Genomic DNA, 12419 nt, shown 5'->3' with positions numbered 1-12419 from the left:
ACTCAGTTCGGGGCTTTCGCCTTCAACGCGCGCAGGATGCGCTCCGGCGTGATCGGCAGCGTGTCGATGCGCACGCCGACGGCGTCGAAGACGGCATTGGCGACGGCCGGGATCTGCGGGTTGGCGCACATTTCGCCTGGTCCCTTGGCGCCGTACGGGCCGTCGGCCGAGGGTCGTTCCAGCACGATGATCTCGGTTTGCGCAAGATCGCCAGGACCCGGCATCAGATACTGGTTGAAGTCGGTGCCGCCATGATCGCGATTGGGATAATAGGGTTCAGTCGTCTCGTAGAGCGCGTGGCTGATGCCCATCCATGAGCCGCCGATGAGCTGCTGCTCAACCATTTTCGGGTTCAGCGCGCGGCCGATCTCAAAAATGTTCTTGACCGTCAGCACGGTGACCTCGCCGGTCTCGTCATCGACCTCGACCTCAGCCACCGTGCAGGCGTGGGCGTAGCAGGTCGACGGCTTCATCGCGCCGGTTTCTTTCTCGGGATAGGAGCGGGGGATCAAAAACATGCCGCGACCGGAAATCGAGCGGCCGCGCTTGAAGTGAGCCGACAGCGCGACATCGAAGATCGAAATCGATTTTTGCGGCGCGCCCTTGACCAGGATGTTGCCTTGGCCGTCGGTCTCGAGGTCCGACGCATTCACTTCCAGTTCCTCGGCCGCCACTTCCAGCATCACCTGGCGGGCTTCCCTGGCCGCCTGGGTGACGGCGTTGCCGGCGCGGTGGGTGCCGCGCGAGGCGAAGGTGCCCATGCAGTGCGGGCCGGTATCGGTGTCGGCGGTGTCGACGACGACGCGGTCGGTCGGCACGCCGATCGTCTCGGCGCAGATCTGCGCCATGATCTGCTTCATGCCCTGGCCGAGATCGACGCTCGACAGCGTCACCATGAAATTGCCGGTCGGCGTCGAATGCACCAGCGCCTGGGTCGGGTCACCGCCGAGGTTCATGCCGGTCGGATAGTTGATTGCGGCGACGCCGCGTCCACGCCTGATCGCCATCTCAAGCTCCCTTCGCGTAGGACGACATCGCCATGAACTTCTCCGCCACCGGCCAGTTGGCGGTGCGCGACGCTTCCTGCATGCACTCGATCAGCGCAGCGCCTTCGGTCGGCTGGCGGTGCGCCTTCATGTCGCCGTCGCGGTAGGCATTGATGAAGCGGAATTCAAGCGGGTCCATGCCGATCAACCGGGCGAGCTTGTCCATCTGCACCTCCAGCGCGAAATCGCCGATGGTGACGCCGAAGCCGCGCATGGCGGAGGAAGGCGTGCGGTTGGTGTAGACGCAGTAGGTGTCGATCCAGACATTCGGGATCGTGTAAGGGCCGGGGTAGTGGCCAGCGCCCTTCTGCGCGCCATAGGGCGAATGGCGTGAGTAGGCGCCGGCATCGGTGTAGCCGGTGACTTTGCGGGCGACGATGCGGCCATCCTTCATGACGCCATCCTTGATGACGACCTTTTCGGCGGCGCGCGGCGAGGAGATCTGCATCTCCTCCTCTCGGCTGTAGATGAAGGAGACCGGACGCCCGGTCAATTTGGCGCCGAGGATGGCGATCGGCTCGACGATGACGTCGACCTTGCCGCCAAAACCGCCGCCGACGGTGCCGCCGACGAAATGCAGCTTGTTGCCAGGCATCTGCAGGATGATCGAGGCGTTGTCGAGGGTGAAGAACATCGCCTGCGTGTTGGTGTAGCAGGTGAAGCGGTCATTGCCCTCCGGCGCGACGATACAGCCGGTCGTCTCGGTCGGTGCGTGTTCGATCGGCGAGGATTGGTAGGTCTGTTCGAGCACGTGATCGGCCCCGGCGAAGCCGGCCTCGACATCGCCGAACCGCACCTTGCGGCATTCGCCGCTGTCATAGAGATAATAGTTCCGGCCGTGATATTCGTTCACTATCGGCGCGCCGGGCTTCAGCGCTTCCTCCATGTCGAAGACGGCCGGCAGCACTTCGTAATCGATCTTGACCTTGGCCGCCGCTTCCTGGGCGGCACGCTCGGTCTCGGCGAGCACCGCCACCACCGCCTCGCCCTTCCAGCGAACCTTGCCATCGGCCAGCACCGTCTCGTCCTCCGGCCCGATCTGGATCAGGATCAGGATGGTGTAGACATTGTGCGGCACATCCTTGGCGGTCAGCACCTTGACGACGCCTGGATGTTTCTCGGCCTCCGAAGTGTCGATGCCGCGGATGCGGGCGTGATGATGCGGGCTGCGCACCATCTTCAAATGCAGCATGCCGGGAAAATTGCGGTCGGCGAAATAGGCGGTTTTGCCGGTGACATGGCCGGGTGAATCGGAGCGCGGCCGTGGTTGGCCGATCTCGTGCAGATCATCCTTGCGCTGCTCGGCGAAGTAGTTCTTGCGGAGTTCCATCTTTTTGACCCCCCTCAAGCCGCGTTCTGCGAATTGGATCGCGCGGCGGTCAGCACCGCCTGGATGATCGGCTCGTAGCCGGTGCAGCGGCAGATATTGCCCGACAGCGCCTCGACCACCTCGTCGCGGCTGGGGTTCGGCGTGTGGTCGAGCAGCACCTTGGCGGCCATGATCATGCCCGGCGTGCAGAAGCCGCATTGGGTGGCGAAGGAGTCGAGGAAGGCCCGCTGCAGCGGATGCAGAACGCCGCCTTCCGAAAGCCCCGATGTCGTGGTGATGGCCGCACCGTTGCAGGTTTCGGCCAGCGTCAGGCAGGAGAGCCGGAGCTCACCGTCGATGATCACCGAGCAGGCGCCGCATGTGCCTTGATGGCAGCCGCCTTTCGGTGAGGTGTCGCCGATCTTGTCGCGCAGTGCGTTGAGCAGCGTCGTACCGCTGTCGATGAATTCGGCCTTCTCCGCGCCGTTGAGCGTGAGCTGAACCGGGACCTTTGTCATGTTTCCTCCTTGCGCGCCTGCTCGTGGGCAAGCGCGCTCCCCTGGATATTTCAGCCGAGTAGCAGCCGGCCGAGATGGACCGGCAGGACTTCGTTGCGATACCAGGCACTGGCGATCGGATCGGTAACAGGCGAGGTGCCGTCGCCGGCCGCAGCAAGCGCCGGCGCGATGCCATCGCTGGTGAGCGTCCTGCCGAGCAGCGCTTTCTCCGCCGCCGTCGCACGCATCGGCCGGTCGGCCATGCAGCCAAGCGCTATCCGTGCCGAAGACACGGTTCCGTCCGGTGCCTGTTCCAGCACGGCGGCGATGCTCAGCACCGAGACGCCCTTCGGCTTGATCCTCGACACTTTCAGGAAGCGAAAGCCTTCAGCCGGAAACGTAAATCCAACTGCGGTGATGATGGCGTGGTTGCTTTCGCGTTTTGCCAGGAAGGTTTCGATCGGTAGCTCGCCGTCGTCGATATTGACGGCTGCGTCCAGTGCCAGCAGCGCCACGGTGAAGTCGCCATAGGGCGCCGGGGCGAAGAGATTGCCGCCGACGGTCGCCATGTTGCGGATCGCCGGGCCGCCGACGGCGCGCGCCGCGTGGGCAAGCGACGCGAGATCCGGATGACGGGCGATCGCCGCCATCGTCACCGAAGCGCCAATGCGGACCTTGCCGCCGGAAACGGTGATGGCCGACAGCGCCGGCTCGGTCGACCTGATGAGGCTGGAGACCGATACATCGCCTTCATTGGCGGCGCGCACGACCAGCGTGCCGCCGCCGAGATAGCGGGTACCGGCGGCTTTCAGCGCCGCATTGGCGTCCTTGACCGTCGAGAAAGTCTGCAGGGCGAGCGCCATGGAAGGCTCCTTTTGCTCAACTTTGGCCGGCGAAATGACTTTTCAAAGCGTTAAAACCGCCCTGGAAGACGTTGGCGCCCATGCCCTCGGCCAGTTTGTCGGCTTCTTCCGGGGGCGCGTCGAAGCTGGCGGTCCATTCGGCATAGGTGCGGTCGCCATCGGTCACCCGCCGCAGCTGCAGCGTCGCCTTGTGGTTGGTCAGCGGCTGCGGTGTCTCCAGGATGGAGTAGCTGACGAGGAAATTGCAGTCGGAGAAGTCGAGCAGCTTTTCGCGAATGCGGGCGCCGCTGGCGAGCTGAAAGTTGCGCACGCAGCCGATCGTGCCGGGATCCTTGCCGTCCTCGATATGGCTTTCGACCATACGCGGATGCCAGCTCGGCAGGCCGTTGAAGTCGCGTATGCGCGCCCAAACCTTTTCGACCGGCGCGTCGATGACGCTGGAGATGGTAACTTTCGCCATATGGTCGTTCCCTTGCAAGCATTTATGTCGCGAGGGTAGGGCGGCGGGCCCGGCGGCGCTTATCAATGCGTCTTGACCGCCTATCAAATAGTCTGAAAAACGGCTGCCAGGCGGCTCAGGAAATGGCCCGCGCCGCCTCGCGATAGAGTGTCGGCGGAACGCCGACATGATCGCGGAAGAAGCGCGAGAAATTGCCCTGGGTGGTGAAGCCAAGATTGCAGGCGACCGAGATCAGCGGCTCCTGCGACCATTGCAACTGCCGCACGGCTTCCTCCATGCGCAACGTGTTCCAGTAGACGTTGGGCGTCAGATTGGTCTGCTCCTTGAACAGCGCGAAGAAATGCGGCCGCGACAGGCCGACGCTGCGTGCCACATCGTCGAAGCAGATACGCTCGCAGACATTGGCCTTCATCAGCTGGATCGCCTTGCGGACACGGAAATCCTGCATGGTGTGGACGCGGGCGCGTGCTACTTGCGGTGCCGAGGCGTCGGCGGCGTCGAGCACGCTGTCGATGAAGCGCTCGATCTCGTATTTGGCGATGTCGTCGATGCTCTCATTGTCGCTGAGATGGTCGAGAAGGTTGGCTGCCGCCTTGTGCAGCCAGGGCTCCAGCGTGATCGCCGGTGCTGAAAATAGCGGCGCGGACGACGGCAGGTCGCGACGCCGGCGCGCCCAGTCCGGATCGATGTAGAAGGCGAGGAACAGGCCGGGCCGGCCGTCGCTGGACAAAGCGTGGCTGTGCGGCTGGAAGGAATTGATGCCGGCGGCGGTGCCGGGCCCAAGCCGCACCGTTTCGCGACCGATGGTCATCTCGCCGGCCGTGCCTTCCAGCCAATGATGATATGCGCCTCGACATGGGCATGGGTGACGAAGTCGCTGGCGACGTTCAGGACAGAAACATGTCCGAACCGGCCCCAGTAGAGCCTGATCGCTTCCGTCATGGGTATATCCTCCCGCAGGCGACTGGCCTCCCTTCGCCTGCAATGGGGATAGTGCGGCTCAGTCCGGGCCTGCGTCAAGGCACATGCGCACGCCTGGGACCGACATGGGCCGTACCGGCCGATTATCAGACTGAGCGATAGCAAGGGAACGAATAGCGTCCGTCACCTGCGGTCTATTCGTTGCGCCTGAAATTGCGGATCCGGTCGAACAGGACCGCCAGCAGAATGGCGCCGCCGATGAACACGCCTTGCCAGAAGGCATTGATGCCGAGCAGGCCGAGACTGTTGCGGATCACTTCGATCAGCGCCGCGCCAACGACGGCGCCAAAGGCCGTGCCCATGCCGCCGGCCAGGTTGGCGCCACCGATGACGGTCGCGGCGATGACCTGAAGCTCCATGCCGTTGCCGAGATTGGTGGTGACGGCGCCAAGCCAGCCGGTCTGGATGATGCCGGCGATACCGGCCGCCAGCGCCGAGATCATATAGACCGCGACCTTGATCTGGCGCACCGGAACGCCGGTCAGCGTCGCCGCATGCTCATTGCCGCCGATGGCGAAGATGTGCCGGCCGAATTTCGTCCAGCGCAGGACGAAGCCGGTGATCAGTGCCAGCACGATCGTGTAGAGCACCGGATTGGCGATGCCGAACACAAAGGCGCCGCCGCCCAGCGCCAGAAGCTTGTCGTGATCCGGCCCGAACTGGAAGACGACGGTGTTGTTGGAGGCGACCATGGCAAGGCTGCGCGCAATCGACAGCATGCCGAGCGTCACCACGAACGGCGGAAAGCCGAGATAGGCGATCAATATACCGTTGAAGGCGCCGATGATCAGCGCTGTCGCGATTGCAGCGGCAATGCCGATCTCGATGCCGTAGCCGGCATGCATGGTCACCGCCAGCACCATCGAACAGAGGCAAAGCACCGAACCGACCGAAAGGTCGATGCCGCCGGTGATGATGACGAAGGTCATGCCCAGAGCGACGATGGCGACGAAGGTGACGTTACGGGTGATGTTGTAGAGGTTCTTCGTCGTGGCGAACGAATCCGTGGCGACAGACAGGAACAGGCAGGCGAGGATGACCGCGATCACCACCCAGAAGGTCTGGCTGGCAAACACCCTGGTCAGCAAAGTATGCTGCTTCTGCGCGATCGTCTGGTCAAGAGTTACTGCCATCGTCGACCTTTATCTGCTTGCGTGGTGAAACCCGCTGACATCAAACCTGTTCGATGGCGCCGGTGATGAGCCCGGTGACTTCCTCGGGCGAACTCGACGCGATCGTCTTGTCGGCAACCTTGCGGCCGCGCCGCATGACGATGACGCGGTCGGCAACGTCAAAGACGTCGGGCATGCGGTGACTGATCAGCACGACCGCAATGCCCTGGTCGCGCAAATGGCGGATCAGGTTCAGCACCTCGGCGACCTGTCGGACCGAAATCGCCGCCGTCGGCTCGTCCATCAGCACGATCTTAGCCTGCGAAAGCATGGTGCGGGCAATCGCCACCGCTTGCCGCTGGCCGCCCGACATCTGCTTGACCAAGTCGCGCGGGCGGGTTTCGGATTTCAGCACGGCAAAGATCTGGCCGGCGCGCTTGTACATCGCGGCGTAGTCGAGGATGCGAAACGGCCCGACACCGCGGCGCAGCTCGCGGCCGAGATAGACGTTGGCGGCGGCCGTCAGATTGTTGCACAGCGCCAGATCCTGATGGACGATCTCGATGCCGTGCTGGCGCGCCTCCACCGGCTTGTGCAGGATCAGCTCCTTGCCGTCCATCTGCATCGTGCCGTGGCTCGGGCGGAAATTGCCGGCGATCATCTTGACCAGCGTCGACTTGCCGGCGCCGTTATCGCCCATCAGGCCGACCACCTGTCCGGCCTCGATCGACAGCGAAACGTCGTTGACGGCCTGGATGGCGCCGAAATGTTTCGAGATGTTGGCGAGTTCGAGAACCGACACCAGACTGCTTCCTCCCCGTGCTTCCGGCCAGCGGTTCTGCCGCGGCCTCGCTCTTCCCAGCCCCTCCCGGGAACAGCGCTTTCGCCCATTTACGCACATGCCCCCTTGCCGTCAACAGCGGCTTCTTTCGAAAAATCCGTTTTGTAGGACAAATAGCAATTGACGTTGGTCGCAAGCCGATATTAGCTAAGCGTCGGAGGAGATTATGCCGATCTCCTGTTCCGGCGCGCCGGCGGAATCGGCGGAGTTTATCGGTCGAGATCGGGCAGCGTCCGTACCGCGCTGGTCTGCGGCCGCATCTGGAAATACTTATCGGCCCGGCTTGGCGACACGAGCGCTCGCGAAACGAACCTCTGTCATCGCGCATCCGGGCCGGTCTGTGTGGCGGGCACGCCGTGTCCGTCTGTTTCAAGGGAGGACTGAAATGAGGAAATCACTATTGCTCGCTGCCGTCGCCATGCTGGCGTTGGGCGCCGGACCGGCTATGGCCAAGAAACAGCTCGTCATCGTGGTGAAGGGGCTCGACAATCCGTTCTTCGAGGCCATCAACCAGGGTTGCCAGAAATGGAACTCGGAAAACGCCAACTCGGAATATGAATGCTTCTACACAGGTCCGGCGTCGACCTCGGACGAGGCCGGCGAAGCCCAGATCGTTCAGGACATGCTGAGCAAGCCAGACACGGTGGCGATGGCCATTTCGCCGTCCAACGCGCCGCTGATCGCGCAGACGATCAAAAGCGCCAATCCGTCGATCCCGATCATGACGCTCGACGCCGACCTCAGCAAGGAAGATGCGGCGCTACGCAAGACCTATCTCGGCACCGACAACTACCTGATGGGCTACAAGATCGGCGAGTATATCAAGAAGGCCAAGCCGGATGGCGGCAAGATCTGCACCATCCAAGGCAATCCGGCGGCCGACAACATCCTGCGCCGCGCTCAGGGCATGCGCGACGCGCTTACAGGCCAGAAGGATCTCCCGGCGCTCGCCGGCGAGGGCGGCTGGACCGAGGTCGCCGGCTGCCCGGTGTTCACCAATGACGACGGCGCCAAGGGCGTGCAGGCGATGACCGATATCCTCGCCGCCAATCCCGATCTCGACGCTTTTGGCATCATGGGCGGCTGGCCGCTGTTCGGTGCGCCGCAGCCCTATCGCGACCTGTTCAAGCCGATGGCCGACAAGATCGCCAAGAACGAGTTCGTCATCGGCGCTGCCGATACGATCGGTGAGGAAGTGGCGATCGCCAAGGAGGGTCTGGTGACCGCGCTGGTCGGCCAGCGGCCGTTCGAGATGGGCTACAAGGCGCCCTCGGTGATGATTGACCTGATCGAAGGCAAGCCGGTCGCCGATCCGGTCTTCACCGGTCTCGACGAGTGCACCAAGGATACGGCCGACACCTGCATCCAGAAGTAGGTTCGCAGTTTCGGGGCGTCCGATCGACGGGCGCCCCGTCACACCGGTTCACGAAAACCTACGAGGTGAGATTGCTGGGGCGAACCGCTCCTGCTTTGCCGCGCCTTGAGTTCAGCATGTGCCGGGGAACATGGATGTCGGACGCAAGATCGAAAAAGCGACTTACCACGGTTAATGCACGGGCCAAGGTCAAGGCACAGGCTGCCCGTCCGCCCGGCGCGCGCCGTACCGATGCGGCGCTGATCCCCGGATCGAGCGTGCATGCGTCACTAGCCAACGAGATCGGTCTCAGGATCGTGCGCGGCGACTATCCGCCGGGAACCATCCTGCCCAACGAGGCCAAATGGTCCGAGACTTTCGACGTCAGCCGCTCGGCGGTGCGCGAAGCGATCAAGATGCTGATGGCCAAAAGCCTTTTGGCGTCGCGTCCGAAGATCGGCAGCTGGGTCGAGCCGAAGGAGCGCTGGAACCTGCTCGACCGCGACGTGCTGGCCTGGTACGCGACCTCGCCCGACCGCGAGGTGTTCCTGAAAACGGTGCAGGAGTTCCGCCACATTATCGAGCCGGAAGCCAGCGCCTTTGCCGCGATCCGGCGTAGCGACGAGCAGATGGCCGAGATCAGCCAGGCCTGCCGGGAGATGGGCCAAGCGACGACGCTGCAGGAGCGCACCCGCGCGGACACGCGTTTTCATCTGGCCATCCTGCGCGCCTCGGGCAACGACCTTCTGGTGCCGCTCGGTGTGCTGATCGAATCGGCCTTCGATCATCTGTTCGCCTATACGACGCGGGAACTGGACGATTTGCAGCACGCGCAGAAGCTGCACGAGGCGATCGAAAAGAACATTCGCCTGCAGCGGCCGGATGCGGCGCGCAACGCGGTGCGCAAGCTGTTGGCCAATACAGATAGCGTCATCAAGTCGAGGTAGGCCGGCCCTCTAATCTTCTCTGGGGCGCCCAAACACCGCGCGCAGTTCGTCCTTGGCGTCCTCCAGGACTTTCTTCTGCTTGGCCGGCAGGTTCTTGCCGGCACGGTTGATGTAGAAATTCAGCATCGACATGGCGGATTGGAACGGCTCGGCCTTGCGCCGGTCACTATGTTCGGCCGATCGCTTCAGCGAGGCCGCGATCTTTTTAGGGTCGTGGGATTCGAAGACGTGCTCCTCGAGGTCCAGCGCATCGCTGTGCTCCGTCACCTCGGCCGACCATTTCCTTTTCGCGGTCATGACAAACTCCTTCCATTGGTGCGTTGATGGAAAACTCCGGGACGGCGGCCACTGTTCCACTTCAACTCAAATCCCTGGAGCCACGGATTTGCGTGATGTGGCGCTGCACGGCGCCGCCAATGTGCCGATAGTGGTGTCGAACCGGTCGATTTTGCAGAATCGCGGACAGGAAACGCCTTGACCACAACCTTCTCCAGCCAGCCAAGCAGCCCCGGCATCGACAGCGCCTATGCCTGGATGCGGCTCGGCATCTCGATGCTGCTGGCGACGATCGGCGGCGTCGGCATGTGGGCGGTCGTCGTGGTGCTGCCGGCGGTGCAGGCCGAATTCGGCGTCGATCGCGCCGCCGCGTCGATGCCCTATACCGCGACCATGGTCGGCTTCGCCGTCGGTAATGTTGTGGTCGGCCGCGCCATCGACCGCGTGGGCTACTGGATACCGGCGCTCATTGCCTCGGTGGCGCTCGGCACTGGTTTCCTGCTGGCGTCGCTGACCACTTCGATCCTGCAGTTTACTCTTGCCCAGGGGCTTTTGATCGGCGTCGGCACGTCGGCGATCTTCGGGCCGCTGATCGCCGACATCTCGCACTGGTTCAACCGCCGGCGCGGCGTCGCGGTGACGGCTGCCGCCGCCGGCAGCTATCTCGCCGGGGCGGTCTGGCCGATGGCGATGCCCTATGTCATGCAGAGCGAAGGCTGGCGCTTCACCTATGGCGCGATAGGCGTCGTCTGCGTCGCGACTATGGTGCCGCTGATCCTGCTGCTCAGGCGCGGCGCGCCACGTGCCGCCGCTCCCGGGTCGCCCGGCAGCCGGCCCGTCCAGCCGATATCGCTGTCGCCGGCAGCCCTGCAGATGCTGCTCGTCGTCGCCGGCCTGGGCTGCTGCGTGGCGATGTCGATGCCGCAGGTCCATATCGTCGCCTATTGCATGGACCTCGGCTATGGCATGGCGCGTGGCGCCGACATGCTGTCGATCATGATGGTGGCGGGCGTCATCAGCCGGCTGGCATCCGGTTTTCTTGCCGATCGCATCGGCGGCGTGAAAACCCTGCTGATCGGCTCGGTACTGCAAGGCTTGTCGCTATTGTTTTACATCCCCTTCGACGGGCTCGCCTCGCTTTACGTCGTCTCGCTGGTTTTCGGTCTGTCGCAGGGCGGCATCGTGCCTTGCTATGCCATTATCGTGCGCGAATACATGCCGGCCAGAGAGGCCGGCCAGCGCGTCGGCATCGTAATCATGGCGACGATCTTCGGCATGGCGATCGGCGGCTGGATGTCGGGCTGGATCTACGATCTGACCGGCTCCTACGCCGCCGCATTCCTCAACGGCGTTGCCTGGAACCTGCTGAACATAGCGGCCATGGTGCTGCTGCTGTGGAAAGCGCGGCGCAGCGCCGCGGCAATGGGCTGAGCACTGACCCTTTGAATTTCGGCTCACGACCCCCAGCGGAAGTTCGCTGACTAATGGCTGACAGTCCGCTATCACCGGGCCACGTTCCTGCTTGACTTACACATATCTCGGCGGTTATTGATTGATCAAATAGCCAGCGAGTTATCGATTGCCATGTCACAGCCCCATGAGATCCTTTTCAGAACGCTTGCCGATCCGACGCGACGGGCCATCTTCGAGCGGCTGTGTCGCGACGGAGACCAGACCGTCGCGGCTCTGACCGCTCGGGCTGGGGTCTCGCAACCGGCAGTGTCAAAGCACCTTGGGGTTCTGAAGCAGGCCGGGTTGGTGCGCGACCGGCACGAAGGCCGCAACACGCACTATAGCGCGGAGCTCGGCGCCTTGGCGCCGCTGATCGACTGGACGAACCAAATGGCTGGGTTCTGGCAAAGCCGGTTCGACAACCTCGAAGATTTGCTCAAAAGGATGGACCAATGACCAATACTGAGACCGAAACGCGCGCCGTCGTTGTCGAACGGGAGGTAGCTTTTCCGCCGGAAAAGATCTGGCGCGCCCTCACGCAATCACACCTGATCGAGGAGTGGCTGATGAAGAACGATTTCAAGCCAGACGAGGGGCACCGTTTCAATCTTAGCGCGGACTGGGGGGCGGTCGACTGTCAGGTCCAGGCAGTCGAGCCCAACAAGACGCTGTCTTACACGTGGGATACCAAGGATCTCCGGAGTGTCGTCACGTGGACGCTCACCCCCACGAGCACGGGGACCCATCTGCGCATGGAGCAGTTGGGCTTCCGGCCGGATCAGCAGCAGTATTACCAGGGTGCCAAATATGGGTGGCAGCGGTTCTTTGCGAACCTGGAGCAGGTCCTGGCGCGGATAGAGTAAGGCGTGCCGGCGCCAACGGGCAATGGCCAACAAGACGTCATCAAATCAAACAAGCTTGCAAGAAGGCTGGCGCCAAGCGGGTCGCCCGATCCGCTTCAGCTCGTCTTCAGAGGAGGTGCTCATGAACTGGAACACGTGGATTCGGCAACTCCACCGCTGGCTGTCGATCATTTTTACGGCGGTCGTCGCTGCCATTTTCATCACCTTGGGCGCAGGTGTCGAGCCCGCCTACTGGGTATACCTCATGCCGCTGATCCCGCTCGCCTTGCTCATGCTCAGCGGTCTCTACTTGTTCGCATTGCCGTACGCCACGAGGTGGCGCAGCGGACGACGCACGGCGTAGAAGCCTGAGCACGGTGGACGACAAGACGCCCGCTCACCACCCACAGCCGAAATTCAAACTGTGGCGCTACCCGAG

General features: G+C 63.2%; 16 protein-coding genes. 6 read left to right on the top strand and 10 right to left on the bottom strand.

Features of this window, described 5'->3' with window-relative positions; all coding sequences use genetic code 11:
* Positions 1-2 precede the first annotated feature (2 nt).
* The 9 genes from ACWTU7_RS23945 to ACWTU7_RS23905 all read right to left on the bottom strand — a co-directional run bounded on the left by ACWTU7_RS23945 (position 3) and on the right by ACWTU7_RS23905 (position 7070).
* The gene (locus tag ACWTU7_RS23945) at positions 3-1007 is read right to left on the bottom strand and encodes a xanthine dehydrogenase family protein molybdopterin-binding subunit (RefSeq protein ID WP_455840616.1); all 1005 of its coding nucleotides are present in this window, start codon (positions 1005-1007) and stop codon (positions 3-5) included.
* 1 nt (position 1008) lies between these two features.
* A complete protein-coding gene (locus ACWTU7_RS23940) occupies positions 1009-2376 on the bottom strand; it encodes a xanthine dehydrogenase family protein molybdopterin-binding subunit (protein ID WP_455840617.1) in 1368 nt (455 codons plus the stop codon).
* A gap of 14 nt (positions 2377-2390) precedes the next feature.
* Positions 2391-2873, bottom strand: a complete 483-nt coding sequence (locus ACWTU7_RS23935; protein WP_455840618.1) for a (2Fe-2S)-binding protein — start codon at positions 2871-2873, stop codon at positions 2391-2393.
* Positions 2874-2923: 50 nt separating this feature from the next.
* Positions 2924-3715 carry an FAD binding domain-containing protein gene (locus ACWTU7_RS23930; protein WP_455840619.1) on the bottom strand — a complete coding sequence of 264 codons (792 nt, stop codon included), beginning with the start codon at positions 3713-3715 and terminating at the stop codon, positions 2924-2926.
* A 16-nt stretch (positions 3716-3731) separates the two neighbouring features.
* Positions 3732-4175: an SRPBCC family protein gene (locus ACWTU7_RS23925; protein ID WP_455840620.1), complete on the bottom strand. Its 444-nt coding sequence runs from the start codon at positions 4173-4175 to the stop codon at positions 3732-3734.
* A 115-nt stretch (positions 4176-4290) separates the two neighbouring features.
* Positions 4291-4986 carry a helix-turn-helix domain-containing protein gene (locus ACWTU7_RS23920; RefSeq protein WP_455840621.1) on the bottom strand — a complete coding sequence of 232 codons (696 nt, stop codon included), beginning with the start codon at positions 4984-4986 and terminating at the stop codon, positions 4291-4293.
* Positions 4983-5117: a hypothetical protein gene (locus tag ACWTU7_RS23915; protein ID WP_455840622.1), complete on the bottom strand. Its 135-nt coding sequence runs from the start codon at positions 5115-5117 to the stop codon at positions 4983-4985. Before ACWTU7_RS23915 ends, ACWTU7_RS23920 begins: the two co-directional genes overlap by 4 nt.
* A gap of 173 nt (positions 5118-5290) precedes the next feature.
* Positions 5291-6289 (bottom strand): ABC transporter permease, encoded by a 999-nt coding sequence (locus ACWTU7_RS23910; protein WP_029351638.1) that lies wholly within the window; start codon positions 6287-6289, stop codon positions 5291-5293.
* A 40-nt stretch (positions 6290-6329) separates the two neighbouring features.
* A complete protein-coding gene (locus tag ACWTU7_RS23905; RefSeq protein WP_029351636.1) occupies positions 6330-7070 on the bottom strand; it encodes an ATP-binding cassette domain-containing protein in 741 nt (246 codons plus the stop codon).
* Positions 7071-7494: 424 nt separating this feature from the next.
* Here ACWTU7_RS23905 and ACWTU7_RS23900 point away from each other — a divergent pair, with 424 nt between their 5' ends.
* On the top strand, positions 7495-8484 hold the full coding sequence (locus ACWTU7_RS23900) for a sugar-binding protein (RefSeq protein ID WP_065006737.1): 990 nt from the start codon (positions 7495-7497) through the stop codon (positions 8482-8484).
* Between the two features lie 134 nt (positions 8485-8618).
* Positions 8619-9410, top strand: coding sequence for a FadR/GntR family transcriptional regulator (locus tag ACWTU7_RS23895; protein ID WP_455840623.1), 792 nt, complete (start codon positions 8619-8621; stop codon positions 9408-9410).
* A gap of 9 nt (positions 9411-9419) precedes the next feature.
* On the opposite strand, the gene ACWTU7_RS23890 is transcribed toward ACWTU7_RS23895, so the two are convergent.
* Positions 9420-9707, bottom strand: a complete 288-nt coding sequence (locus tag ACWTU7_RS23890) for a DUF3175 domain-containing protein (RefSeq protein WP_029351626.1) — start codon at positions 9705-9707, stop codon at positions 9420-9422.
* Between the two features lie 177 nt (positions 9708-9884).
* Between ACWTU7_RS23890 and ACWTU7_RS23885 the strand changes: the two genes are divergently transcribed.
* The 4 genes from ACWTU7_RS23885 to ACWTU7_RS23870 all read left to right on the top strand — a co-directional run bounded on the left by ACWTU7_RS23885 (position 9885) and on the right by ACWTU7_RS23870 (position 12344).
* Complete coding sequence (locus ACWTU7_RS23885) at positions 9885-11117, top strand: MFS transporter (RefSeq protein WP_455840624.1); 1233 nt, start codon at positions 9885-9887, stop codon at positions 11115-11117.
* Positions 11118-11270: 153 nt separating this feature from the next.
* Positions 11271-11594: an ArsR/SmtB family transcription factor gene (locus ACWTU7_RS23880; RefSeq protein WP_029351622.1), complete on the top strand. Its 324-nt coding sequence runs from the start codon at positions 11271-11273 to the stop codon at positions 11592-11594.
* On the top strand, positions 11591-12001 hold the full coding sequence (locus ACWTU7_RS23875; protein ID WP_065006745.1) for an SRPBCC family protein: 411 nt from the start codon (positions 11591-11593) through the stop codon (positions 11999-12001). Before ACWTU7_RS23880 ends, ACWTU7_RS23875 begins: the two co-directional genes overlap by 4 nt.
* Before the next feature lie 121 nt (positions 12002-12122).
* Positions 12123-12344: a hypothetical protein gene (locus ACWTU7_RS23870; RefSeq protein ID WP_029351618.1), complete on the top strand. Its 222-nt coding sequence runs from the start codon at positions 12123-12125 to the stop codon at positions 12342-12344.
* Positions 12345-12419: the final 75 nt, after the last annotated feature.

It is taken from the genome of Mesorhizobium sp. BHscii (genome assembly GCF_053848065.1).
Note: the sequence above shows the minus strand (reverse complement) of the source record. Positions and strands in the feature narration are given on the sequence as shown.